Origin of the sequence: Marinobacter sp. F4206 (genome assembly GCF_019392195.1) — a bacterium.
Classification (GTDB): Bacteria; Pseudomonadota; Gammaproteobacteria; order Pseudomonadales; family Oleiphilaceae; genus Marinobacter.
Window position 1 is genome coordinate 56,419 of record NZ_JAHXKI010000007.1, and the last position, 25,415, is coordinate 81,833.

General features: G+C 58.6%; 22 protein-coding genes. 16 read left to right on the top strand and 6 right to left on the bottom strand.

The annotated features are described in order from the left end of the window. Nucleotide 1 precedes the first annotated feature (1 nt). From KZO34_RS18270 to KZO34_RS18290, 5 genes are read left to right on the top strand one after another with little or no spacing between them, the layout of a single operon-like run. Nucleotides 2-1,360, top strand: a complete 1,359-nt coding sequence (locus tag KZO34_RS18270; protein WP_219478394.1) for a DUF2066 domain-containing protein — start codon at nt 2-4, stop codon at nt 1,358-1,360. Nucleotides 1,361-1,381: 21 nt separating this feature from the next. Continuing rightward, the gene (locus tag KZO34_RS18275) at nt 1,382-1,942 is read left to right on the top strand and encodes a CDP-alcohol phosphatidyltransferase family protein (RefSeq protein ID WP_219478398.1); all 561 of its coding nucleotides are present in this window, start codon (nt 1,382-1,384) and stop codon (nt 1,940-1,942) included. Beyond that, nucleotides 1,921-2,637 carry a DnaA regulatory inactivator Hda gene (gene hda / locus KZO34_RS18280; protein ID WP_219478399.1) on the top strand — a complete coding sequence of 239 codons (717 nt, stop codon included), beginning with the start codon at nt 1,921-1,923 and terminating at the stop codon, nt 2,635-2,637. The genes KZO34_RS18275 and hda overlap by 22 nt, the downstream gene beginning before the upstream one ends. Nucleotides 2,638-2,684: 47 nt before the next feature. Beyond that, entirely contained in the window at nt 2,685-3,482 is a 798-nt protein-coding gene (locus KZO34_RS18285; protein WP_219478401.1) for a ParA family protein, read from the top strand. 12 nt (nt 3,483-3,494) lie between these two features. Next, nucleotides 3,495-3,830: a YqcC family protein gene (locus KZO34_RS18290; RefSeq protein ID WP_219478403.1), complete on the top strand. Its 336-nt coding sequence runs from the start codon at nt 3,495-3,497 to the stop codon at nt 3,828-3,830. Here KZO34_RS18290 and nadC read toward each other — a convergent pair whose 3' ends face one another. Continuing rightward, on the bottom strand, nt 3,831-4,670 hold the full coding sequence (gene nadC / locus KZO34_RS18295; protein WP_219478405.1) for a carboxylating nicotinate-nucleotide diphosphorylase: 840 nt from the start codon (nt 4,668-4,670) through the stop codon (nt 3,831-3,833). It abuts the gene before it with no gap. Nucleotides 4,671-4,891: 221 nt separating this feature from the next. Between nadC and KZO34_RS18300 the strand changes: the two genes are divergently transcribed. The 9 genes from KZO34_RS18300 (at nt 4,892) to KZO34_RS18340 (ending at nt 16,593) form a co-directional block, all read left to right on the top strand. Beyond that, entirely contained in the window at nt 4,892-7,195 is a 2,304-nt protein-coding gene (locus KZO34_RS18300; RefSeq protein ID WP_219478407.1) for a DUF1631 domain-containing protein, read from the top strand. 73 nt (nt 7,196-7,268) lie between these two features. Then, entirely contained in the window at nt 7,269-7,898 is a 630-nt protein-coding gene (gene ampD / locus KZO34_RS18305) for a 1,6-anhydro-N-acetylmuramyl-L-alanine amidase AmpD (protein ID WP_257900524.1), read from the top strand. Continuing rightward, nucleotides 7,899-8,786 (top strand): regulatory signaling modulator protein AmpE, encoded by an 888-nt coding sequence (ampE, locus tag KZO34_RS18310; RefSeq protein WP_219478409.1) that lies wholly within the window; start codon nt 7,899-7,901, stop codon nt 8,784-8,786. 120 nt (nt 8,787-8,906) lie between these two features. After that, on the top strand, nt 8,907-10,937 hold the full coding sequence (locus tag KZO34_RS18315) for a methyl-accepting chemotaxis protein (RefSeq protein WP_219478411.1): 2,031 nt from the start codon (nt 8,907-8,909) through the stop codon (nt 10,935-10,937). A 427-nt stretch (nt 10,938-11,364) separates the two neighbouring features. After that, nucleotides 11,365-11,832: a spore coat protein U domain-containing protein gene (locus KZO34_RS18320; protein ID WP_219478413.1), complete on the top strand. Its 468-nt coding sequence runs from the start codon at nt 11,365-11,367 to the stop codon at nt 11,830-11,832. Nucleotides 11,833-11,901: 69 nt separating this feature from the next. Beyond that, on the top strand, nt 11,902-12,594 hold the full coding sequence (locus KZO34_RS18325) for a fimbrial biogenesis chaperone (RefSeq protein WP_219478415.1): 693 nt from the start codon (nt 11,902-11,904) through the stop codon (nt 12,592-12,594). Nucleotides 12,595-12,602: 8 nt separating this feature from the next. Beyond that, the gene (locus KZO34_RS18330) at nt 12,603-13,316 is read left to right on the top strand and encodes a fimbrial biogenesis chaperone (RefSeq protein ID WP_219478417.1); all 714 of its coding nucleotides are present in this window, start codon (nt 12,603-12,605) and stop codon (nt 13,314-13,316) included. Beyond that, nucleotides 13,316-15,718 carry a fimbria/pilus outer membrane usher protein gene (locus KZO34_RS18335; RefSeq protein ID WP_219478418.1) on the top strand — a complete coding sequence of 801 codons (2,403 nt, stop codon included), beginning with the start codon at nt 13,316-13,318 and terminating at the stop codon, nt 15,716-15,718. The genes KZO34_RS18330 and KZO34_RS18335 overlap by 1 nt, the downstream gene beginning before the upstream one ends. Continuing rightward, nucleotides 15,715-16,593, top strand: a complete 879-nt coding sequence (locus KZO34_RS18340; RefSeq protein ID WP_219478419.1) for a hypothetical protein — start codon at nt 15,715-15,717, stop codon at nt 16,591-16,593. The genes KZO34_RS18335 and KZO34_RS18340 overlap by 4 nt, the downstream gene beginning before the upstream one ends. Nucleotides 16,594-16,630: 37 nt before the next feature. Here KZO34_RS18340 and KZO34_RS18345 read toward each other — a convergent pair whose 3' ends face one another. From KZO34_RS18345 to KZO34_RS18365, 5 genes are all read right to left on the bottom strand, one after another. Then, complete coding sequence (locus KZO34_RS18345) at nt 16,631-17,188, bottom strand: cob(I)yrinic acid a,c-diamide adenosyltransferase (protein ID WP_219478420.1); 558 nt, start codon at nt 17,186-17,188, stop codon at nt 16,631-16,633. Between the two features lie 13 nt (nt 17,189-17,201). Beyond that, nucleotides 17,202-18,095 (bottom strand): ketopantoate reductase family protein, encoded by an 894-nt coding sequence (locus KZO34_RS18350; RefSeq protein WP_219478421.1) that lies wholly within the window; start codon nt 18,093-18,095, stop codon nt 17,202-17,204. 4 nt (nt 18,096-18,099) lie between these two features. Then, entirely contained in the window at nt 18,100-20,952 is a 2,853-nt protein-coding gene (locus KZO34_RS18355) for a valine--tRNA ligase (protein ID WP_219478422.1), read from the bottom strand. 85 nt (nt 20,953-21,037) lie between these two features. Further along, nucleotides 21,038-21,550: a DNA polymerase III subunit chi gene (locus KZO34_RS18360; RefSeq protein WP_219478424.1), complete on the bottom strand. Its 513-nt coding sequence runs from the start codon at nt 21,548-21,550 to the stop codon at nt 21,038-21,040. Beyond that, nucleotides 21,537-23,030 (bottom strand): leucyl aminopeptidase, encoded by a 1,494-nt coding sequence (locus tag KZO34_RS18365; RefSeq protein ID WP_219478426.1) that lies wholly within the window; start codon nt 23,028-23,030, stop codon nt 21,537-21,539. The genes KZO34_RS18360 and KZO34_RS18365 overlap by 14 nt, the downstream gene beginning before the upstream one ends. 227 nt (nt 23,031-23,257) lie before the next feature. On the opposite strand from KZO34_RS18365, the gene lptF reads away from it, so the two are divergent. Together lptF and lptG are read left to right on the top strand one after the other, a co-directional pair. Further along, nucleotides 23,258-24,361, top strand: a complete 1,104-nt coding sequence (gene lptF, locus KZO34_RS18370; protein WP_219478428.1) for an LPS export ABC transporter permease LptF — start codon at nt 23,258-23,260, stop codon at nt 24,359-24,361. Next, nucleotides 24,354-25,415, top strand: a complete 1,062-nt coding sequence (gene lptG / locus KZO34_RS18375) for an LPS export ABC transporter permease LptG (RefSeq protein ID WP_219478429.1) — start codon at nt 24,354-24,356, stop codon at nt 25,413-25,415. The genes lptF and lptG overlap by 8 nt, the downstream gene beginning before the upstream one ends.

Genomic DNA, 25,415 nt, shown 5'->3' on the forward strand with positions numbered 1-25,415 from the left:
CATGTCAGTATCAGGACCAAAGTCGGCGTACCAGTCCGGGCCAGCCGCGTGGGTTGTCATATTAGGGCTCGTTCTCGCGGCCTTTTGCGCTCCCGTTTCCGCGGTCACCGTGTCCGGCCTCTATTCTGTTGAGGTTCCGGTAACCGGGTCTTCTCCAAATGAACTTGCGGTCGGCTATGCCGATGGCCTCGCGCGGGTCTTTGTTCGCGTCTCCGGGACCCGGGATGTGCTGGACAAGGAAGGCGTGGAAGCGGTGCTGGCCGATGCCGAGTCCCTGCTGCTTTCCTATCAGTACCTGCGGGGCGAGAACGGGGACAACCGGCTTCGCATGGCATTCGGGGCAGTCGGCGTCAATCGCGCACTGGCGTCGATCAATGCACCGGTATGGGGGGCAAACCGTCCACTGACCCTGGCCTGGGTTGCTGTGGAGGATCGGGGTTCCCGAAGCCTGATTACCGAAAGCCCGGATTCGGGTGGTTCCGATAGCCAGCAAACGTCCTCGACCTGGCAGCGGGCCTTCGACCAGGCCGCGCTTGACCGGGGGCTACCGGTAGCGTTGCCGCCGGCGACGTTCAGTGGTGACCGTGAGTTGCTGTCTGATCTCTGGGGACAGTTCGTCAACCGGATTCGTGGTGTCTCTGGTGATATCGAACACGACGTCATGGCGCTGGTTCGGGTCAACCGCAGCGGTGGTCAATGGCGGGCCGGCTGGGTCTTCGATGGCATGTCCATGGACGGCGGTGAGGAGTCGGTTACCGCACCCACTCCGGAAGCGCTGGCCCAGACCGTGGTCAATCGCTGGGCCGAGCGTTATGCGAACCGCTATGCCGTCGCCGCGGGTGAAGTAGGCGAGTCGCCCCAGGTGGACATCGTCCTGCGGGGTGTCTCAGCCCTTGAGGATTACGGAAAAATCAACGACGTACTCGAGGGGCTGACTCCCGTGGTCAGCGTTGGCGCGACCCGGGTCAAAGGTGATCAGCTGACGCTGCGCGTCGCGTTTTCCGGCGAACTGGACCAGCTCAAGGAGTACATTGCCCTGGACCCCCGTTTCGTGGCTATAGAAGGAGAGCCGAGCGGCCCGGAAGTGGCCTCGCCAGAGTCTGCCGAGGCGGAGATGGTGCTGGGGCCAGCTGCTACCGAGGTTGAACCGCCGGTAAGGCCAGAGACGGAAAATGTCCCGGAGGGCAGCGCCGAAGCTGAACCAGGTGACGCAGAGGCTGAGGGAAATCAGTCCATGTTTTCCTATCAGCCGGTACCGGTGGATGAGAAGGAGGCCGAGCAGGCGTTCGAATCCCTGTATCAGGTGCTGTATTATCGTTGGGAAACAACGCCCGTCATCGGGAAGGGTGACGGACAGTAAGGCGTTACCGGAGGGAGTCTTGTGAGTTTGGAACGCTGGCGCTGGATTCCCAATGCCCTGACGTTTTTGCGCATTCTGCTGATTGCTCCCTTCGCGGGCGGCTTGCTGGCCGAAAATTATCGTCTCGCGTTGCTGATCTTCGTGGTGGCGGCAGCCACGGATGCCTTTGACGGCTATCTGGCACGGCATTTCAACTGGCGGTCGAGGTTTGGTGCCATTGCCGACCCCCTGGCTGACAAGGCGCTGTTGCTGACGGCTTATCTGATGCTCACGCTGACCGGGGTTCTTCCGGTCTGGCTGTTCGTCCTCGTTCTTGGTCGCGATCTCCTGATTGTGGTCGGCGCCCTGGCTTATCATTACGGTATCGGACGCTTTGATATGCAGCCCAGCATTCCGGGCAAGCTCAACACCTTTATCCAGATCCTTGTGGTTCTTGCCATCATCGTTCTGCTGGCCGGCTTGCCCATGCAGCCCTGGGTGCTGGAATTCGGTATCCTGCTGGTGGCGGTCTCGGCGGTCTTCAGCGGCTTGCATTATGTTTTGATCTGGGGGATGAGGGCATGGAGGGCCAGGCGGTCGTGAGAGCATCGCAACTTTCGCTGGGAATCAAGCTCCGTGACGACGCCCGCTTCGATAATTTCCACGGTGACCGCAACGCCAGTGCCGCGTCACGTCTGAAGGCTATCTGTGATCAACCGGAGGGGATTCCGGTTGTGGTGATTTGCGGGGACTCCGATACCGGCAAGAGCCACCTGCTTCAGGCTGTTTGTCACGATGCCGAAAGCCGGGGGCGGGCCGCGGTGTGTATCAGCATCGCCGAGTTGGAGCCCTTTGGTCCTGAAGCGTTAGCGGGGCTCGAGGGTGCGGACGTCATCTGTCTCGACGATCTGGATCGTATTTCCGGCCAGGATGCCTGGGAAGAGGCGGTGTTTCATCTGTACAACCGGGTCCAGGACCGCGGTGGTCTGCTGGTCGTCAGCCTCTCCGAAGTCCCCTCGGCTGCTGCGTTCGCGTTGCCCGACCTGGTGTCGAGGCTCACCCACGGTCTTACTGTTCAGTTGGGCATCTACCGGGACGATGACCGTCTCCGTATCCTGATGGCCCGGGCCGAACAGCGTGGCCTGGTGATCGGTGACGATGTTGCCGGCTTCATCATGCGGCGCGCACCGCGCCGGCTGGGGGATTTATTGGCAATTCTGGATACTCTGGATGAGAATTCGCTTCAGGCTCAGCGACGGCTGACCATTCCGTTTGTAAAAACCGTGATGGGTTGGTAAACGGAAGATTGGCCCCACAACTAGAAAATGCGTAAGGGAGAGACGACATGAGACGGGTTGTATTCAATCAGAAAGGCGGCGTAGGCAAATCCAGTATCACCTGTAACCTGGCAGCGATCAGCGCGGCCCGTGGCAAGCGGACGCTGGTGGTGGATCTGGATCCGCAGGGTAACTCCACCCACTATCTGCTGGGCAAGCCGGCGGCAGAGCTCAAGGACACGGTCGCTGACATGCTGGAGCAGACCGTAGCCTTTACCGTTTTCAACCGTCGCCCGGATGAATTTGTTCACGCCTCTCCCTTCGACAACCTCTTTGTGATGCCGTCCAGCCCCGAACTGGATTTTCTGGAGCGAAAGCTGGAGGCCAAGCACAAAATCTACAAGTTGCGGGAGGCCCTGAAAAAACTCGGCGAGACCTTTGACGCGATCTACATCGATACCGCTCCGGCACTGAATTTCTACACCCGCTCCGCGTTGATTGCGGCCCAGCGCTGCCTGATTCCGTTTGACTGCGATGATTTTTCACGTCAGGCACTCTACAACATCCTGAACGAGATCCGCGATCTGCAGGAAGACCACAATGAGGATCTGGTGGTGGAGGGCATCGTTGCCAACCAGTTCCAGCCAAGGGCCAGTCTGCCCAAGCAACTGGTTCGGGAGCTCACGGAAGAGGGGCTTCCGGTGCTGCCGGTGCGGCTATCGAGTTCCGTGAAGATGAAGGAGTCCCACCAGAGTCGTCAGCCGCTCATTCACATGGCACCCAAGCACACCCTGACCCGACAGTACGAAGACCTGTTCCGCGTCTTGCACGGTGAGACCGTGGAGCTGGAGCCTTTGGCCGATTAAAGACGAGTTGATATGAATGATTCCAGTGATCAGATAGGGCAGGTTGCCGACAGCCTGCTCCGCATAGAGATTGAGCTGCGTCAGCTAGGGCTTTGGGAAGCGGAACCGCCATCTCCGGAGGCGCTGCAGAGCACCCAGCCCTTCTGCATCGACACGCTGGAATTCACCCAGTGGATCCAGTTTGTGTTTGTGGCGCGGATGAAAGTGATCATTGAGAATGACCATCCACTCCCGGCGGTTTCGGGGATTGCCCCGATGGCAGAGGAGCATTTTCGTGGCCGACCCGAATCAGGTGACAGCCTGGTCCGGGAGCTCGAAGAGATTGACCGGTTGTTGTCCGGGAACTGATCAGTCCAGGCGCATGGACAGGTCCGTGGCTTTGACGTCCTTGGTCAGGGCGCCGATCGAGATATAATCGACACCGGTTTCCGCCACCGGAACCAGTGACTGTTCGTTTATCCCGCCAGAGGCTTCGAGGCGCGCGCTGCCATTGGTCAGCGCGACCGCTGCCCGCATGTCTTCGAGAGAAAATTCGTCCAGCATGATGATGTCGGCGCCCGCTGAAAGCGCCTGCTCTAGCTCGTCCATGGACTCCGTCTCCACTTCCACCGGCCGGCCGGGGGCGATCCGTCGGGCTTCGCTGATGGCCCGGGCGATGGAACCACAGGCCGAGATGTGGTTTTCCTTGATCAGGAATGCGTCCCACAGGCCGATTCGGTGGTTGTGGCAACCACCACAGGTGACCGCGTATTTGAGGGCCAGGCGCAGCCCGGGAAGGGTTTTTCGAGTATCGAGCAGGTGAACGCCCGTGTGAGCAACCTTTTGTGCGTAACCGGCACACACCGTCGCGACTCCGGAGAGTGTCTGCAGCCAGTTCAAGGCTGCACGCTCCGCCGTCAACAGGCTGCGGGCCCGCCCCTGCATGCGAAACAGGACCTGATCCGCGGCAACGGTGTCGCCATCCTCGACCTGCCAGTCCAGGGCGACCTCCGGGTCAACCTGACGAAAGACTTCGTTCACCCATTCACGCCCGGCAATGGTTGCGTGTTCGCGGGTAATGACCCGGCCGGAGGCGAGTTTGTCGGCGGGAATCAACTGCGCTGTGATGTCGCCATCACCAATGTCCTCGCGCAGGCTCTGGGCAACATTTTCAACTCGGGCTTGGCGAAGAAGTTCTGCAGGGATCATGGCAACGGGTCCGGTGGTATCAGGATGAAACGTGAATAACGGGGGATTCTATAGGCCCGGCCCCGATTCGCCAAACGGTACGAACCGAACTGCTAAACTGTGACCAGCGTCTGATCTACACAAAAGGTGACAAAATCTGACACAAGCTGACGCAGACAGCTCGTATGATGAAACATTCTGAAAACTCCCCGGCATTCCGCGATCTTACCCGGAGCAGCTCAATGGCGCGCGATAACAATATTGTCAGTTTTTCTGGCCAGAAGCCGCTGCAGAGGTTTTCCCTGCCTCAGGCGCTGGTGCGCTTACGTGACGCGTCGGGTCAGTCTCTGCAACGAGTGCTGGCAAACTTTTTTGATCGCTCGGACGATGCCCTCTTTGAGCTGGCTGATCGCGCCAGCGCCACCCGGGACCAAACCGCCTATTTCGATGCCATGCGGGAGCTTCGCCTCCGGCGCAAGGCCATGGTGGTTTCCATGTTGCAGTATGTCAGTCAGGCCTTCAACGATATCGGCAAGTTCCGGCCCCGGGAGTCCGCAGGTACTCTCGATGAGGTGGAAGAGGATTCCCTGAGCCTGGTGGATCACTCCCAGCTCGAACAGCAGGTTGCGATTGAAAACCTGATCAACAAGCTGCGCAGCCGGTATTCCGATCAGATTCGGTTGCTGACCGTGCGGGTCAACCATGTGGTGCCGTCCATCGAACTGGCGGACAGTCAGATGCCCCTCAGTCCGGAAGTCCTGTGCGGCGGGGTGGCGGAAGCGTGCGCCGACCTTGACATCGATATTCGCGCCAAGCTGGTTGTCCTCAAGTTGTTTGATCGCCTGCTGGCCGACACCCTCGGAGATTTTTACCAGGAGGCCAACCACACCCTGGTAACCGAGGGCGTCCTGCCCGATATGAAACGCCCCCCCGTGGAGCAGTCAGGGAGCCCCAAAGCCACCTCGCGTGGGAGAGTTCAGGGCGCCAGGAGCAGTGGCGTCCGATCGCCGGGTTCGGATTCAGGTACAGATGGGCAGGGGGCGCAGGCAACCTTTTCCGAGCTGAGTGCGTTGCTGCACCAGGGTCACGAAGCGTCCGGTGCCGGGGGAACAGGTTCCGGTGAAGGTCATCTGGATACGGATCGGCTGATGGCCCGGTTGAGTGAAATCCAGGCGGCATCCGGCCAATGGGGCGTGGACGAGATCATCACCCTGAACGATCAGCTCAAACCGGTTCTGACGGTGGATCAGGGCAAATTTACCAACGTAGGGCAGGTGGACAACGACGTCATCAACCTGGTTGGGATGCTGTTCGATTTCATTCTTGAGGACCGGCAGTTGCACCCGGTCATGAAGTCGCTGATCAGCCGGCTGCAGATCCCGGTTCTCAAGGTCGCCTTGAGCGACAAGAACTTCTTTAACCGCGGTGGTCACCCCGTCCGCAAGCTGCTGAATGAATTGGCACTCTCCGCCATTGGCTGGACCGAGAAGCGCACCGGACAGCGGGATCCACTTCGGGACAAGATCGAGTCGGTGGTTGGGCGGGTGCTGAACGAGTTTACCGACAACGTTGGGCTGTTTGACGAATTGCTGGCCGACTTCAGCCACTTCATGGACCTTGATCGCCGGCGCCGGGAGCTGGTCGAGCAGCGCCTCCGGGATGCCGAAGAGGGGCGCGCCAAGCAGGAGCGGGCGTCCGAAGCGGTCGACGGTATGATTCGGGGTCTGGTCACGAATCGTGAGGTTCCGGCGCCGGTTGCCCAGCTGATGCAGGAAGCCTGGCGTAAGTATCTGCAATGGGTCGTGCTGCGGGAAGGTGAGGACAGCCAGAAGTGGACTGAAGCCCGGGACCTGACCGAGCGGCTGGTGTGGAGTGTCGATCCCAGGCCCGTGTCGGAGACGACGCGCAGCGACCTGTTGCGGGCGATTCCGTCCATTGTCGATGACCTGCGTAAAGCCTTGCAGGAGATTTCCTGGGATCCGTTCGCGACCGACTCGATCATCCGTGATCTGGAGTTGGCCCACGTCGACGTTTTCCAGCGTCTGGTAACCGCGCCCTCCCGTGCGGAGCCCCCGATTGAGGCCTCACCAGAAGCCTCGCCGGAGCCGGTAACCGAAACTTCGCCAGCGAACGTCGCCGGACGGAGCAGCGGTGCAGAAGCTTCCGGTGCGGAGAAGGCACGCCCGGAGGCGCCTGTCGAACCGGTAGTCAAAGCCGGGGCGCCGGAGGCCTCCGATGACGGGGCGGAGCCGTCTGATGCTGTCGCCCAGGAGTGGCTCGACCGAGCTGACGCCCTGCGGGTCGGTTCCTGGATTGAGATGTCAAAGGATGGCGGCAAGGTTCGCTGTAAGCTGGCGGCGTTTATCAAGGCCACCGGCAAGTACATTTTCGTCAACCGCAGTGGTGCCAAGGTTGCTGAGTATCATCGTCAGGACCTGGCGTCAGCCATGGCCTCCGGCGAAATCGGTATGCTCGATGACGGCCTGATCTTTGACCGGGCGCTGGAATCGATTATTGATAACCTGCGCAGTAGCCGCAAAGACTGAAGTCGTAGCAAGACCGGCGACTTTGTGCTTCAATCAGGGCATTCTGTAATGCCCTGATACCTTTGGATTTACCTTGCCTCATTCAGACCCAGAACCCATCACACAGATTGCTTCCTCCGGCAACATCAACACGCTTCGTGAGACCGGAAGGCTACCGGCGGCCCGCTGGCGCCCATCGCCCAATTTTGGCCCCCGTCCTGAGTCTGCATCACTCACTCTTCTGGTGGTACACAACATCAGCCTGCCCCCGGGCCAGTTTGGCGGACCGGAAATTGAGGACTTTTTCTGCAACCGCCTGGACCATGCGGCGCACCCCTATTTCGAAACCATTGCCGGAATGCAGGTGTCGGCCCATGCCCTGATTCGCCGGGATGGCTCGTTGGTCCAGTTTGTCAGCCTTCTGGATCGAGCCTGGCACGCCGGCCGCTCCTGTTTCCAGGGCGAAGAGGAGTGCAATGATTTCTCCGTCGGTATTGAACTGGAGGGGACCGACGATATTCCGTACTCGGAAGCCCAGTATCGTTCTCTGGCCCGGATCGCACACCTGATCATGCTGGCCTGGCCGGCGGTGACGCCCGACCGGCTAACGGGGCATTGCGATATTGCACCCGGTCGTAAAACCGATCCCGGTCCGGTGTTTGACTGGCAGCACTTTCGCTCCCTGCTGGCGGAAGTTGCTACCAACGATAAGGAGCGGGGCTGAATGGTCTTGATCGTCTTTTTGCTGGCCTACATGGTTCGGCGCCGGCTGGATACCCACAACCGCCTCTCGGGTGACAAGCTCTGGCGGCACTGGTTTCACCAGGCTGTGAAGGTCGAGGCAGGCCATGAGGCCGGGATTGCTGGTGGGTTGGCTCTGGTTGTATTGCCGGCCTTGATCGTCGGGCTCGGCGTGTATGTGCTTGATGTCATCGGCTGGCGCTTTGCAGGTTACCCCATTGAGTGGCTGATCCTCGTCCTGATGATGGGAGCGCCCGGCTGGCGCCCGGTACTACAGAGCTACTCCATGTCCTGGCAGCGCGGGGATATGCAGGCGGCGTGGCACGTTGTGGAGGACCGTTTGCCGGCCGAGGAGCGGGGCGCCGCGTCATCACCGGACGTGATGCATCTTACCCTGTCGAAAGTCCTGTTGGTCACAGTCTTCCAGCGCTTCTTCCTGGTGGGCTTCTGGTATGTGGTGGGCGGTATTGGTCTGGCGGTGCTGGCGCGCGGACTGGTAGCGCTTTCCGAACAATGGCCCCAGGCGGCGGCCCGCTCCCGATTCCAGCGGTTGGCTGAATGGATGGCCTGGGTACCGGTACGATTGCTGTCGGTGACCTTCGGCATTGCCGGCGACCTCGCCGGCTGGCTCCGGGAATTCCCGGCCAGTGTTGGCGGGCTCTCCAAGAAAACCGCAGATGTCCTCATGATTTCCGCGAATGGGTCGTTAACCGGGTATGCGTTGGATCCGGAAAGGTTCTCTCGGATTCATTCGGAGGAATGGGCAGATTTCGGTGGGCGTAGCCTGGGGGCAATACGGGATCTGCTTAACCGGAGCATGCTGGTGTGGATATGCGCGTTGGCGCTATTGGTCATCTTCGGAATGATCTGATCGATAACATATAAAAATTACACTTCAACAACAAATAACACTCAAGTTCCTTAGACTTTAGGCGACAATATAAAAAGAGAATATTTGTTCAGTTGTTGAAGTTCCAGCGAGAGGGAAACCGTGAAGCAACTCATTAATCCTGCCATAGCACTGATGAACCGGCTGCCCATGGTCTACAAGTTCAGCCTGATCAGCATACTCTTCCTGTTGCCGATTGGCGGGCTCTCCTGGCTGGTAATGTCTCAGCTCAATCAGTCGGTTCAGACCATGACCCGAGGCGTTGAAGGGCTTCAGCAACTTCGGAGTGTCGAGCAACTGCTTGTGTCCTCCATGGCTTACCGGGATTACCGCGCCGCCGGTGTGCTTAAGAACGAGGATGGTTTGATGGCCGCTTCCGAAGACGCCGCCGAACAGATCGACGCGCTGCTGGAGGCGCTGATGGCTGAACAACGCTCTTTCGATGCCTCGGGATCCTGGGCGCAGCAAGTGGCTGCCATCCAGAAGGATTGGGAGGCGCTGCGGGCCGACGACAATTACCAGGGCAATATCGACCCCCAGTTCAAGTATTACCAGGAATTCGTGCAGAAGGTGATGTCGCTGCTGCCGGCCACCATTGAAATTTCCGGTCTTGGCCAGGATGCGTCCCGTGAGAACCAGTTGCTTCTCGGGCTGGCTCGGGAAGCCTTGCCCGAAGCCCGGGGCGTGATTGGCGAGGCCCGGGCCTACGGCACGTTTGCGCTGGTGGAAGGGCAGGTGGGTTATGCCCTGAGCGACGGGCTGAACGCGATCTACGACGGCCTGACCAACCGCAGTTCACTGTTGGCGCCGGCGCTGTCGGTGGCGGCCGAGGCCTCCGATCAGCTTTCGGACGAAGCTGGCAACACCATTACCCGGGTAAACGAGAGCCTGACTCTGGTGCGTGATGCGCTGGATCTCAACGTTGTCACGCCGATGCGACTGGAAATGCCCTGGCAGGAATACGACGCTCTGATTCGCGCGCAGCTTGAACATTATGATGAGCTGACGGCCGCGATTTTTGATGTGGTCGAGGGCAATCTTTCCACTCGTCTGGAGCAGGAGGTGAATCAGCGGCGGCTCATTGTGGTCGCACTGGTGGCCATTCTGCTGGTGGTCGTTTATCTCTACATTGGCTTCTTCATGTCGGTGCGTACTGCCATCAACCGCTTCACCGAGGCGGCCCGGAATGTGGCGGCGGGTGACATGACCACCCACATCAACCTTCGGAACCGGGATGAGCTGGGGGAACTGACCAGCGAGTTCAACAACATGACTGATCGCATTGCGGAGCTGATCCGATCGGTCAGCGGTACCACGGCGGATGTCGACCAGCAGGCAGCGCGGGTTAAGGACACAGCTGCCGCGAACAGCGAAGCCGTGGCTCGTCAGATGGAAGAAAGCGGTCAGATCAATGAAGCCATGAACCAGATGGTGGAAGCCGTTAATGAGGTTACCGAGAGTGCGCACCGGGTAGCTGACAGCGCCGGGACCGCAGAAAGCGATACCGAAACCGGACGGCAGGTAGTGGCGGATACCGTAGAAACCATCAATCGGCTGGCCTCGGAAATCTCCGGCGCGGTCGATGTGATCAACCGGGTTAGCCAGGACAGTGACAACATCAGCCAGGTGCTGGTTGAAATCAAGGCCATCGCCGAACAGACCAACCTGCTGGCCCTGAATGCCGCGATCGAGGCGGCCCGGGCCGGCGAGCAGGGCCGGGGCTTTGCGGTGGTGGCGGACGAGGTACGTTCGCTGTCCCAGCGCACTCACAAGTCGACGGAAGAAATCGAAGGCATGATTTCACGGCTGCAGAGCGGCGTTAAGGATGCCGTGTCGGCAATGACCAACAGCCGGGATGTGACTGAGACGACGGTGACCAAGTCCGGTCAGGTGACCGAGGCGCTCGACCGCATTGCACGCGGCATCTCCATCATCGTGGATATGAGTCACCAGATTGCCCAGGCAGCCGAAGAGCAGTCTGCTGTGGCCAAGGACGTGAATGCCAGCGTCGCGCAGATTGGCGATCTGGGGCAGACCACCGCCGCCAACGCCGAGGAAACCCTGGGATCATCCCGGGAGATGTCTGACCTCACGGCGTCGCTTCAGCGCCTGGTGGAAGCCTTCAAGGTGTAAAGAATAGTTTCATTCCTGATACATTTGTGTCAGAAAATTATACACCCTCTATGAAAGCAAGGTTTTTCGATGCATTTTTTAACGCATTCTATTTACATGGAAAAATCCGGAAGGATGAAGGCAGGACAGCTTGAATCCCGTTTAAAACGTTTTATGTGTAAAAAAATCTGACAGATTGGTGTAACTCCCAAGAAGCGCTCATGCCGCTTCTCGCGCCCAGAAAAACAGGCCTACCTGTCAATTATGAATACATAAATTTCATATCCATGAATTGGCCAGCAGGCTGAACCCCCGACCTATTCATATCTACCTGTTTCAACGTTATTTTTCGTTTCCGGCACACCCATTGCTCCAGAGCGAACTGCCGAAAGCGCCGAGAAGGTTCGAGGCGTTAGGCGAGTCATAATAACCGTTACGGAGAATGGATATGAAATTGCGTACTTTTGCTTCCTGCGTCGCCCTGGCTGTGTCTGCTGGTGCAGTAAATGCCGATACTTCTGTGGAGGTCCCCCTGAGCGGGACTCTGCCCAAAGAATGTAATATCTCTGCCTACCTGAATGGTCCTTTCGACAACCTGGATATGGCGAGTCTGTCCTCTCAGGGAGCTGAGTCAGTGACAGTCAACTGTAACTACGGCGGCAGCGCTTCTGTCACATTCTCCTCAGCCAATGCGGGTCAAATGGTGAGCGGTACTAACCAGGTTCCCTACAAGCTGATCGTGTCAGGTTCACCTTATAGCAGCGGTGTATCGTTGGCGACTGACCAGACCTGGAACGGCTGGCCAGCGGTTGCCAATGCCGGTCAGACGCGCTCTCTGAGCGTTCAACTGGACAGCATTGCCACAGTCGCGGGCGCGTACAGTGATACCGTGACAGTGTCTGTCGCACCGAACTAAGTTCCGGTAGTTCAGGTGAAAAGAAGCCCGTGGTTTTCGCGGGCTTTTCTTTGGCTGAGGAGAAGGTTGATGCTTAAGACTCGTCGAGTGTTTTGTGCTCTGGTCGCCTGTTTCGTGGCAGGACTGATGTTGTCCTCTGAGGTTGTTGCGTTTCAACTGGTCCCTACGGTGTCAGTGCTGGAACTGCCGCAAGACGCCAGCGGTATAACGGTGGTCGTTGAGAACCCAAGAACTGTCCCGTTACCGGTGGAGTTTGAGCTTGTTGAACGGACCGTGAATCTGGACGGATCGGAAGAGTACACCCCTGCCGATGAAGAGTTTCTCGTTTTTCCACCCCAGGCTGTGATTGGACCGGGTAAGAGCCAGGCTGTTCGAGTTCAGTGGGTTAGTGACTACCCGAGCGAATCCCGATCGTTCACGCTGTTTGCGTCAGAGATTCCCGTTGATCTTGAGGATGTGGGTAAGCCAATGCTGCAAACCCTGTTTCGCATGGGGGCCTCTATCCATGTAACGCCGTCTTCGGCACAGCCGGATGTCACATTGACTGAAGCGTCAAAAACGGAGTCTGGCATGGAGTTGACGCTGGAGAACATTGGTGATCGATTTATCTATTTGAACGATGTGAGACTGGAGTTTGACGACCGGATGTATACCGGAAGTGAACTGGCTAACATCGTCGGACGAACGTTGTTACCACCTGCCAGAAAACGAACCATAATCATTCCAGAAGAGACGGGCATTCCCAGAATCAGCATTAATTAGGGGGCAAATTGAGAAGTATTGTCTTCGCACTTGGTTGTCTGGTGGTAAGCAGCGCCTTGGCCATCGGTGTTGCACCGACGCGCCTGATTTTCAAAACCGCCAACGAGGAAGCGCAAAGTCTGCGGATTGTCGGCGATAAATTGGCCGATACGGCCGTTGAGCTATACGTGCTGGCGCGGAAGTTCCAGACTGATGAGGTTCAACTGGTTCCGGATGAAGGGGCGTGTATTGAACTCTCAATCCCCCAGACGCTGATAAAGTCCGGGAGTGGTCAGGAGGTCTGGGTCCAGCCAGACCCGATGACACCGGGCTGCTATGGCCAATCGTTCTACCTTGTTATTGAAACGCTGCCGATTGCCGGAGCTGAATCAGGCCACTCTGGCCAACTTCGTATTGCGCCAACCTTCCTGGTCCCTATCCATCTGGCTCCCAGTTCCGCGGCCGATCTGTCGTTTTCCCTGCAACAAGAGGGCCGATATCTTCAGCTGTCCAATTCCAGTAACGCCTCGATTCTCTATTCAAGTCTTCAATTGGAGTTGCAGGATGAAATTACCGGTCAGTGGCGCCTTTTGTCGGGCAGAGTGATTGCGGCGGCACTCAACTCTGATGCTCTTCTCGCGGGCGAGCGACGTGTTCTCGCGATTCCTGAGTTGCTGGGTGAGGGCACATTCACCGACATTCGCAGGGCTTCTGCCGACATCCCTCCGGGCGACAAGATTTGATGCGTTGGGCGGCGTTACTACTGATCATGTTACCGGTTCTGGTGGTGGCGGAAGGTTCCACCTTCACCATGGATTTGCCGGTTTACATCGACAACGAGGAAGCCGGGATTTTAACCGTTGGAATCGAAGACATGCAGCTGGTCCAGATTCAATCGAACTCATTTTCAAAGTTGTCAGGGGATTTTCTGAGCGAAGAGCTGACTGAGGATATTCTCGCCCAGGAAGAGAACGGACAGCTTCCAGTTGCCATCATCAGGGACCGCGGCCTCGATATTCGCTTTGAGCCGGCGACCCTGCAAATAGTCATAGCCCCGACCCAGGATCAGAGACCGCTCAAAGAGGTTTTTTCCTCCAGGCAGTACCAGTACAGCCCTGCATCCCCGGGGTCGGACTTCTCGACATTCGTTAATTACAACGTGGTTCAGGGGTACGTGCATCAGAGTCGTTTCCAGGAGGGGCGGGAACCCTTGCGAGGCGTGCTCGATGGTGCCATCAATCTCGGTTTTCTTGGGCCGGTCACGATGGAGTGGGAGGCGCTTTACCAGGAAGAACAAAGTCAGGAATGGGCCCGGGAAAGCTCCAGGCTCGTTATCGACGATCAGCAGCGTGCAATTCGCTACACGCTGGGCGATGTTTTTTATCAAAGCACGGAATTCCAGGGCGCTCCGGAACTTCTTGGCGCCTCCATCGAACGTCGCTACGGTGTACTTCAGCCCTTTAATACGGTGACGGCAACCGGTCAGCAGACCTTTGAGATTCAGCGGACGTCCCGTGTTGATGTCTATGTGAATGGAATTCTTCAGACCAGCCGAAGACTGACTCCCGGTCGCTACAACCTTCGCGACTTTCCATTCGCCGAGGGGTTGAACGACATTGAGCTGGTCGTGACCGATGAATTCGGGAGGGTCGAGCGGCTCGCATTTTCCCTGTTTTTGGACAGCAACCTTTTGAAAGAGGGGGTCAGCGAATTCTCCTTCAACGCGGGTTACCGAAGGAAACCGCCGGAGAACAATACCATTGATTATGATTATAACCGACCGGCCCTGTCCGGATTTTACCGGCACGGCCTTACCTCCAATTTAACGCTTGGGGGCCAATTCCAGGGTGAAGAAGACCTTGAGGTTTATGGTCTGGAAGGGGTGCTTGGAACGCCGGTCGGCACCTTCTCTTCCACCGTTAGTCGGAGTGAGTCCGAGCCATTCGGGAGTGCTATGGCCGGAGCGGTCAGATGGCGCTACGAATTCCCTTCAAGCTATCTTGCTTCCCCAATAACTGCCCAGATTGCGTCCATTTTCAACGAGCAGAACTATCTCTCACTGGGGCAGGACATTCCGAGCGTAGTGTTTCGAACTCAGCATCAGGCGCGTGTTTCAAGCTCCCTGTACAGTGGCCTGTTTTTCAGCGCTGCCTACAGACAGGCTGAAGGTTTTCAGCCTGAGGATGATGAGCGAGGGATCAGCCTGTCTCTTTCACAGCGGTTTAACTGGTTCAATGTGAATCTCTATGTGGATTACGTGGAAGCGGAGGAAAACGATACAAACGTTCTGGTCAATGTGTCCGTTCCACTCGGGTATGGGCGACAGGTTCGTGCAACGTATAACCGGCAGCAAGAGACCTCGGGCATTCAATATAGCGATTATCCCGTCAATGCTGTCCACGATTTCGCAGGGTCGCTGGGCATCGAGCGAAATGAGCGGGATATGGAAGAGCATCAGGTCTCTGGCAATCTCGACTATACGGGAAACCGGTTCGTTGCCCGGGTCGACCATGACTACACGCAGGAAGGTTTTTTCGAGGGCGAGACGGAAGAGCGGTCGCAGCTGGAACTGGGCGGAGCCCTGGTTTTCTCGGACGGATACCTGGCGTTATCACGGCCCATATTCGATTCCTTCGTAATGGTCGATCGACACGAATCCCTGTCAGAATCGGATATTCTGGTTAATGAAACGGCGTTCGGTCCCAGTGCCATTGCCAATGATTTCGGGCCGGCTGTGGTACCCGATCTGGTGAGCTACCGGGAACAGCAGGTTTATTGGGAAGCCGCGAGCATGCCCATGGGCTACGACATGGGGGATATGTGGCAGAAACTGACGCCGAGTTATAAGTCGGGCACAGTCTATACTGCCGGATCGGCGGCCAGTGTGATTGCCATCGGGATTGCAGTGCCGCAAGACCCGCAGGATATTGCATTGAGGTCCGGGGTAATTGAGCCAGCGGATGGTCGTGATTTTCCGCAGCGACAAACCTTCACCAATCGCAAGGGCAGGTTTGTCGTCCAGAAACTGGAACCGGGTGAGTACCGGATTACGTTTGACGGCAATCTGACGGGGAGTTTTTCTGTTCCAGAAGGGGCAGTTGGCTACGTGGATCTAGGGAAGATAATCGTAAGGACTCAACTATGAAGATGCTGACCGCTTGCTCTGTTGTTTTGAGTGCGATGCTGATGACATCGATCGCCCAGGCTGCCTGCAGCTTTGAATTTCAGGAAATTCGTCAGGATAACCGAAGACCTTATAGCTCCTTTCACCCCGGGGTGAATGTGCTTGATTTGATGGTTTCTACGAGACAGACGAGTTGTGAGCAACTGACGTTTTCCTTTGAAAGCGCCAATGACGGCACTCTGGCCGGCGCCAACGGCAAAATTCAGTACCGGCTGAAGGATCAGTCGGGCCGCAACCTTGAGACTCGGGGGGCAAGCCGCGTGAGCGGTAAGGAGGTCCTGAGCAGACGCCTCGGATCGTCCCTTATCCTCCAGGCGTTCTTGGATCCGGGCAGTTTTGTGCCACCCGGTGTGTATCTGGATAACCTGTCGATAACCGCGTTCAGCAACGGAGAGGCCGTGGCACAGGTTGAGGCCGACCTCTTCCTGGAGGTGCGTCCCGAGGCGAATATTTCACTTACGGGATCATCCAGTGGTGGTTTTTCATCACGAGCAGGAGGTAGTTTGAACTTCGGGAGGCTCAAAGAAGGCAAGGAACGGTTTGCTTTCCTGTTTGTCCGGTCCAATGTCGATTACGGGTTGACTGTCAGTTCAGAGAATAATGGCTATCTGGTGCATCGGAGCGAGTCCGGGCCTGACGGCCGGATCTCCTATTCTGCCTGGTTGGATCAGGCACTTCTGGATCTGACTTCCCGGTCCACGATTCGCCGGGCTGACATGACCCCCGCGTTCCGGTCACGGCCTCACAAACTCACTGCCCGGATAAACGAGGTTAAGGGGAAACTCGCAGGCGACTATCAGGACGTGATCCTGGTGGAAGTGGTCTTTCTCGAGTAAGCACAGGCCGACCACCTCCATCGCAGGTGCCTTAGGCTCACAGGCCGGATTTTGTTTGCTCCCACAGAATTTCTTCACCGCCATCGCGCCGGGCCAGTACCCGGGCAAACACGAACAGCAGGTCTGAAAGCCGGTTCAGGTAATGGCGGGACGCCATGTTGATCGAGTCCTCATGCCCCAGGGCCACGACGATGCGTTCGGCCCGCCGGCAGACGGCCCGGGCCAGGTGGCACTGGGCCGCGGCAGGCGTACCGCCGGGCAGGATGAAGTTCTTCAGTGGTGGGAGCCCATCGTTATGCTGATCAAGGGTTTGCTCTAGCCACTCGATATGATCCTCGCCAATCACTTTGCTGCCGGGAATGGCGAATTCACCGCCCAGATCGAAGAGATGGTGCTGGATGCGTCGCAGGCCCTCTACCAGGGCGTCGTCGCTATCGAGGGTTTCGATCAACAGGCCAATGTGGCAGTTCAATTCATCGGCCGTGCCCATGGCTTCCACGCGCTGGGCATTTTTGGCGATGCGGTTGCCATCGGCCAGACCGGTTGAGCCGTCGTCCCCGGTGCGGGTGTAGATTTTGGAAAGGCGATTGCCCATCGGCGTGCTCCTGTTAATTGGGTGACAGCTGTTGTACCTGTTCCGTCAGCATTTGGTTCACCGGCGTGGCGATTCCGAGGGACTGACCAAGACGCGACAGATAACCGTTGATGTAATCGATTTCGGTGGGGCGCCCCTGCAGCATATCACTGCGCATGGAGGAGGTGTTGCCGGCGGTTGCGTGGGCCACGGCTTCTATGCGGGCTCTGAGATCCGCCGGTTTACTGGCTGGCTGACCGCTTGCGGCCATCAATTGAGCGATTTCCCGGCACAGGTCGTCGATGTGGGTCCGGAAAAAGTCAGCCGCCACGATGTCGCCGTTCGGGCAGTCGAGAATCGCGGTAAATGGATTGATGCCGGCATTAATCACCAGTTTTTGCCAGAGCCGGCCGAGGATGTCGTTTTCCGGATGGATTCTCAAACCGCTGCCGCCCAGTCGTTCTGTCACCGCGGCAATGTGAGGCCGGCCGGCGTCCGTCAAGGCGCCGACCCAGGTTTCGCCAGCACCGGCGTGCACCACCTGGTCTGGTGACGGCCGGTTGGCGCCCTCGGTCGTACTGGCGGCCAGTACGGGGTGATCCGGCCAGCGTTCTGCGACTGCCTGTTGGCTGCCAAGGCCATTCTGAAACAGCACAATGGGGGTCGTCGGGGGCAGGGCGCCCGCTATGCCCTGAAGGGCTGCCAGCGTATCCCCGGCTTTGGTCATGACCAGTAACAGGTCAGGCGTATCTGAGGCGGTGAGCCAGGGTATGGAGACCGGGTGTTCCGCACCGTCGAGACCTTTAAGGCTGTACGCCACAGGCCCGGCTGGCGAGGTGCCCGGTCTGGGAACAAAGGCGGTGTCGCGGGCAGGCAGCGAGGCGGCCCAAAGCCGCCCCAGTGCGCCTGCTCCAAGAATGGCAATCATGCCGTTACATGGCCTCGATGTCGGCTCGCTGCTCGCTGAGACGGGTCAGGCTGCCCTGGGCTTCCCGGAGCTTTTCCTGTTCCTTCTCCACCACCTCGGCGGGGGCCTTGGCAGTGAATTTCTCATTCCCGAGTTTGCCTTCCAGGCGGCCAATCTCTTTTTGCAGGCGCTCAAGCTCCTTGTCCAGTCGCTTCAGCTCCGCTTCCTTGTCGATCAGACCGGCCATGGGCACCAGCACTTCCATTTCGCCAACCAACTGGGTGGCTGACATGGGCGCTTTGTCGCCATCAAACCAGTCCAGGCTTTCCAGCTTGGCCAGGGAGGACAGGAACTGACGGTTGTCGTCCATGCGGCGCTTGTCTTCCGCATCTTTGCCGCGCAGCAGTACCGGAATTTTCTTGGCCGGGGAGATGTTCATCTCGCCGCGGATGTTGCGCACGGCGACGATCACGCCCTTGAGCCACTCGATGTCGGCAGCCACGGCCGGATCCTGTTTGCTGCTGTCAGGCTGCGGGTAGGGCTGCAGCATGATGCTGTCGCCAGACTTTCCTGCCAGCGGGGCAATGCGCTGCCAGATTTCCTCGGTAATGAACGGCATGATCGGGTGAGCTACCCGGAGGACCGCTTCCAGTACCCGAACCAGGGTGCGGCGGGTGCCGCGCTTGGCCTCGGCGCTCGCATTCTCATCGTTAAGCACCGGCTTGGACAGCTCCAGATACCAGTCGCAGTATTCGTTCCAGATGAACTCATACAACGCGTAGGCGGCGAGGTCGAAACGGTATTGGTCGAGATGACGAACGACGTCCTGCTCGCACTTCTGCAGCTCGCTAATGATCCAGCGGTCAGCCAGAGACAGTTCCACGGGTTCGTCGTTGACGCCGCAGTCTTCGCCTTCGGTGTTCATCAACACATAACGGGCGGCATTCCACAGCTTGTTGCAGAAGTTGCGGTAGCCTTCCAGACGCTTCATGTCCCAGTTGATGTCCCGACCGGTGGTGGCCATGGCCGCCAGGGTGAAGCGCAGGGCATCGGTACCGTGGGCGGCGATGCCCTCCGGGAATTCTTTCCTGGTGCGCTTGCCGATCTTCTCGGCCAGCTTCGGCTGCATCAGGTTGCCGGTGCGCTTCTCCAGCAGGTCGTCCAGGCCGATGCCGTCGATCATGTCCAGCGGGTCGATGACGTTACCCTTGGACTTGGACATCTTGTCGCCATGTTCGTCCCGGATCAGGCCGGTGACATAGACGGTGTGGAACGGGACCTGTGGCGTGCCGTCTTCGTTCTTCATGAAGTGCATGGTCATCATGATCATCCGGGCGACCCAGAAGAAGATGATGTCAAAGCCGGTGACCAACACGTCAGTGGGGTGGAAGTTCTTCAGGCGCTCGGTGATTTCCGGCCAGCCCAGAGTGCCGAAAGTCCAGAGTGCCGAGCTGAACCAGGTGTCCAGCACGTCGTCGTCCTGGGCCAGTTCGAGATCGGCGGCCAGGCTGTGCTTCTGGCGCACTTCCTCTTCACTGCGACCGACGTAGATGTTGCCTTCGGCGTCGTACCAGGCCGGAATGCGATGACCCCACCACAGCTGACGGGAGATGCACCAGTCCTGGATGTCGCGCATCCAGGAGAAGTACATGTTCTCGTACTGTTTGGGCACGAACTGGATGCGACCGTCTTCCACCGCCTCAATCGCCGGCTTGGCCAGGGTCTTGGCGTCGGCGAACCACTGGTCCGTCAGCATCGGCTCGATGATCAGCCCGGAGCGGTCGCCCCGGGGTACGCTCAGCACGTGGTCTTCTTCCCGTTCCAGCAGGCCGGCTTCTTTCAGGTCGGCGACGATGGCCTTGCGGGCCTCTTCGCGGGTCAGGCCGGCGTAAGCGGACGGCATCTGGCCATCAATATCGCTGTTCTCGGTGCCATCGGAATTAAACACTTCCGCAACGTCCCGGATGTTGGCGTCCTGGGTCATCACGTTGATCATGGGCAGGTTGTTGCGTTTGCCTACAGCGTAGTCATTGAAGTCGTGAGCCGGGGTGATCTTGACGCAACCGCTGCCTTTTTCCGGGTCGGCGTGGTGGTCGGCCACGATGGCGATCTTGCGATTCACCAGCGGCAGCATGACATGCTTGCCGATCAGATGCTGATAGCGCTCATCATCCGGGTGCACGGCCACGGCGGTATCGCCCAGCATGGTTTCCGGTCGGGTGGTGGCAACAATGACGTGGTCTTTGCCGTCTTTCGTGGTGGCTCCGTCAGCCAGCGGATAGCGCAGGTGCCAGAAGAATCCCTTCTCTTCCTTGTTCTCCACCTCAAGATCGGAGATGGCGGTGTGCAGCTTCGGGTCCCAGTTCACAAGGCGCTTGCCGCGATACACCAGACCCTCGTCGTACAGACGGATAAACACTTCCTGCACGGCCTTGTAGAACCCGTCGTCCATGGTAAAGCGTTCGTGGTCCCAGTCTACGGAATTGCCCAGGCGACGCATCTGGCGGGTAATGGTGCCACCGGAGTGCTCTTTCCAGTCCCAGATGCGTTTGATGAACTCATCACGGCCGAGGTCGTGGCGGGTTTTTCCTTCCTCAGCGCCGAGCTTGCGTTCAACCACCATCTGGGTGGCGATGCCGGCGTGGTCAGTGCCTACCTGCCAGAGGGTATTGCGGCCCTGCATGCGTTTGTAGCGGGTAAGCGTGTCCATAATGGTGTGCTGGAACGCATGGCCCATGTGCAGGCTGCCGGTAACGTTGGGCGGCGGGATGGCAATGCTGTAGGACTGGCCTTCACCGGAGGGGCGGAAGTACCCTTTGGATTCCCAGTTCTCGTACCACTGGCGCTCGATATTTTCTGGCTGGTAGGTTTTTTCCATGGGTTTCTGCTGGTGACCGTTGGTTGATTCGCAAGGGGAAATTAAGACGCCCGATTATACATGGTCGCTCGTGTTGCGGCGAACCTCAGCGCTTTCTCTGGTCGTGGACCCGGGCCTCGATGCCGAGGGCGCGCAGCTGCCGGAAATGGGAGCGGGCCTGGTTCAACACGCCCGGTTCGTTGTGGGCGACCAGCGCCAGGCGCTTGAACCGGTCCGCGTCCGCCGGCAGGGTGCTGGACAGGATGATGACGGTGTCCCAGTCCTCGGCGTCCGGCGGGAAAAGCAGGATGCCGACGGGGTCGGTGCAGGCGGTGGCCGAATCCGGCACCACGCTGTGAGGTATAAACGCGTCGGGACTGAAGTTCCACAGCAGGTCATCCAGCTCCTGGGCGTGCTGCAGGGTGTCGCAGATTATGCAGACACGATCGCCCTGCTGCCAGGCCTTATCCACCAGTTTGGCGGCGTGGAGGTTTCGGGCTGCCGGCGTATTCTGGGCCAGGATGTGAAACCAGTAGCGCTGGTTGGGATCCTGTTGCCCGGAAGCACCGGCAGCGGGGCTGCCGGACTCCGGGTGATCGCCGGGGTTACTTGCCGGCATGGGACATCAGGTAGTTAACCAGCAGGGGGACAGGGCGACCGGAGGCTCCCTTAGCCTTGCCGGAGTGCCAGGCTGTGCCCGCGATGTCGAGGTGGGCCCAGCGGTATTCCTTGGCAAATCGGGACAGGAAGCAGGCGGCGGTAATGGTGCCGGCAGACCGGTCGCCGATGTTCTGCATGTCGGCAAAGTTGCTGTCGAGCTGGCTCTGGTAATCGTCCCACAGGGGCAGGCGCCAGGCCCGGTCATCCGCCCGTTCGCCCGCGGCCAGGAGTTCATTGGCGAGCTCGTCGTTGTTGGCAAGCAGGCCCGTGGCATGGTGGCCCAGTGCGACGATGCAGGCACCGGTCAGTGTGGCCATGTCGATCACCGCCGCCGGATCAAACTTCTTCACGTAGGTGAGGGCGTCGCACAGGACCAGCCGGCCTTCCGCGTCGGTGTTGAGAATTTCCACGGTTTGGCCCGACAGGGTGGTCACGATATCGCCCGGGCGGCAGGCGCCGCCATCCGGCATGTTCTCGGCTGCGGCGATGACCGCCACCACGTTGATCTTGGGCTTGGTTTCCGCCAGGACCTGCATGGCGCCAAAGACACCGGCCGAGCCGCCCATGTCGTATTTCATTTCATCCATGCCAGCACCCGGCTTCAGGCTGATGCCGCCGGTGTCAAAGGTGATGCCTTTGCCGACCAGTACCTGTGGTTTGTCTTTGGGGTTGCCGCCGCGGTATTCCATCACGATCAGGCGCGGTGGCTGGGTGCTGCCTTTGCCCACGGCCAGGATGGTGTTCATGCCCATCTTTTCCATCTGCTTTTCATCAAGGACTTCGGTCTTGATGCAGTCGTGATCCTTGGCCAGCTTTTTGGCCTGCTGGGCGAGCCATTCCGGATGACAGATATTGGGCGGGGTGTTGCCCAGGTCGCGGGTGAAGTTCATGCCGCGGCCGGTCGCCAGGCCCAGGTTGAAGGCGTCTTTCAGCGCTTTGCCACCACCGGAGGCGGTGACCAGCAGCTTGTTCAGTTTGCGGGCAGAGGGCTTTTCGCTCTTGTAATCGGTAAAGGTGTAGAGCTGCTCCTCCAGGGTCCGGCCGATCAGGTTCAGGCGGGCTTCCTCGGAACTCACCACGTCGGTGCCTGTTAACGGTGTGTCTGAGAGGGTAACCAGTGCAGTTTTGGAAGGACCGTCTTTCAGGGCGCCGACCATCGCGATCAGGGCCTTGCGGTAGGTCGCCGGTGTGCGCTCGGTGTTGTTGCCGGTTCCCACGACCAACAGCCGGTCCCAGGGTTGGTCATTGAGCGGTACGCTGTGCGTGGTGGCATTTTTTCCGGTGATATCACCGCTCTTCTGGAGAGTCTTGATCAGCCCGTCCAGAGCGTCGTCCGCCTGAGTCGTGGACTCCGGCCAGGTGCCTTTTTCGGGAAGACCGATCACAAGGCAGTCGGCTTTTGTACTGACAATGGCTTTACTGCTCAGGCTGAAATTCATGGCAACTCCTGTTGAATGTTCTTAAGAACTGTCCGCGGTCGGCGGAGGCGATTTCCGATCTAGTCTAGCATTGGGGTTGGCAGGGGATTAATCAACCGGCAGGCCTGCCAGGGCTGTCAGGCCTGACCGTAAACGTTCCACTCTGTCATTCGGTTCAAAGGTTACATAGAATACGCGCAGTTATCTGTTTCCTCCATGATTTTACCAGCACTGGCAGAGAGACCCATTTGAGCATTATTTTCCGTTATCTAGTTCGCCAGGTGATGATCAGTATGGTTGCCGTCTCGGGCATCCTTTTGCTGGTGTTCATGAGTGGCCGGTTTCTCAAATACCTGGGCAGTGCGGCAGAAGGCGAAATTGCTGCTGATGTGTTGTTTTCCATCATGGCATTTCGTTTCCCGGGCTTTCTGGAGCTGATTCTGCCACTGGGGTTGTTCATCGGGATCCTGCTGGCCTACGGGCGGATGTACCTGGAAAGTGAGATGACTGTGCTGTTTGCCTGCGGGGTGAGTGATCGCCAGCTTCTGGTGAAAACGCTTCTGGGCAGTATGCCGGTGATGGCGATTGTCGGGGCAATGAGCTTGTATGTGTCGCCCTGGGGCATGAAACAGGTGGAGCAGATCTTCAACGAGCAGCGCCAGGCTACCGAGTTTGAAATGCTGGTGCCGGGGCGCTTCCAGGACTTCAGCGCCGGAGGCCGGGTGACCTACACGGAAGGGCTGAGCGACGACAAGCGCGAGTTGAGAGGCGTGTTCATTGCCGAATACGGCAAGGACGGTGAGGGCGTGACCATTTTTACCGCCGAGTCGGGCTCGCAGCTGATCGACCGGGAAACCGGCAGTCGATTCCTGATCCTCGAAGATGGTGGCCGCTTTGATGGCACACCGGGGCGGCTTGAATACAACGTTACCGGGTTCGAAGCCTACGGGCTGAAAATCGAGAGTGGTGAAAAGGGAACCCGGGAACTGGAAGAGGGGATCAGTACACTGGATCTGATGAAGTCCGACAACCTGGAGGATCGGGCGCTGCTGCACTGGCGCTTTTCGCTGCCTCTGATCGTTCCGATTGTGACCCTTCTGGCGGTTCGGCTGAGCCGGGTGAACCCCCGTCAGGGTCGGTTTTTCCATCTGCTTCCGGCCATGTTGGTGTACATCACCTACCTGGGTCTCCTGATTGTCGCTCGCGATGCGCTGGCGGACGGCAAGGTGCCCGAGTGGATTGGCATGCTCTGGGTGCATGGACTGTTCCTCGCCTTTGGTCTCTGGCTCCAGTTCGGTCCCCCCTGGCTGCACCGGCGGCGTGCCATCAAGGAGGCTCGCGCCCATGCGTAGGATAGACGGCTATGTCATGCGCACCGTCGGCGGTGCGATGTTCCTGGTCATGGTGGTGGTGCTCTCCCTCGACCTGATCTTTGGTTTTATTGCGGAGCTGGAAGACACCCGTAACAATTATCAGACCATCGAAGCGCTCTGGTATGTCGCCCTGACGCTGCCGCGTCGCATCTATGACTACCTGCCGCTGGGCGCATTCATGGGTTGCCTGGTGGGGCTGGGGTCGATGGCAAGCTCCTCCGAGTTGACGGTGATCCGGGCGGCCGGGGTGTCGCTTAAGCGGATTGTCTGGTCCGCCATGAAGCCGGCTCTGGTGGTTGTTGTGCTGGGTGTCCTGATCGGCGAGTACATCGCGCCGCCTGCCGAAAGGCTCGCCCAGAGCGAAAAGGCAGTCGCTCTTGGTGCGGGAAGTAATGTTGCCTCGGCGAGCGGGGTCTGGCACCGGGAAGGGGATGTGTTTATCCATCTCAACGCGGTGCAGCCCAATGGGGTGCTGCACGGGGTTTCCCTGTTCCGGTTTAACGAACAGCGCGAACTCATGTCCTCAAGCTTTGCCAAACGTGCCATTTTCCAGGGTGATCACTGGCAGCTGGAAAGTGTACGCACAACCCGCATCGAAGACACCGGAACCAGACTGGTGCAAAGCCAGTCCCTGCGTTGGGAGACGGGGTTGTCACCGAGCGTGCTCAGCGTACTGATCGTGAAGCCGGAAAACCTGTCGATGTCCGGTCTTTATACCTACGCCAATTATCTGGAAGAGCAGGACCTCAACGCGTCGCGCTATTGGTTGGCGTTCTGGAAGAAGACCCTGATGCCGCTTGGTACGGCGGTCATGGTGCTGGTTGCCATCTCATTTATCTTCGGGCCATTGCGATCGGTAACCATGGGCTTCCGGGTCTTCACCGGGTTGCTGGTGGGCTTGCTGTTCAAGTACATGCAGGACCTGCTCGGACCCATGAGCCTGGTCTATGGCTTTAACCCGATGCTGGCGGTACTGGTCCCGATTGCGGTCAACGCCGTGGTTGGCGCAGTCCTGATGCGAAGGGCCGGGTAA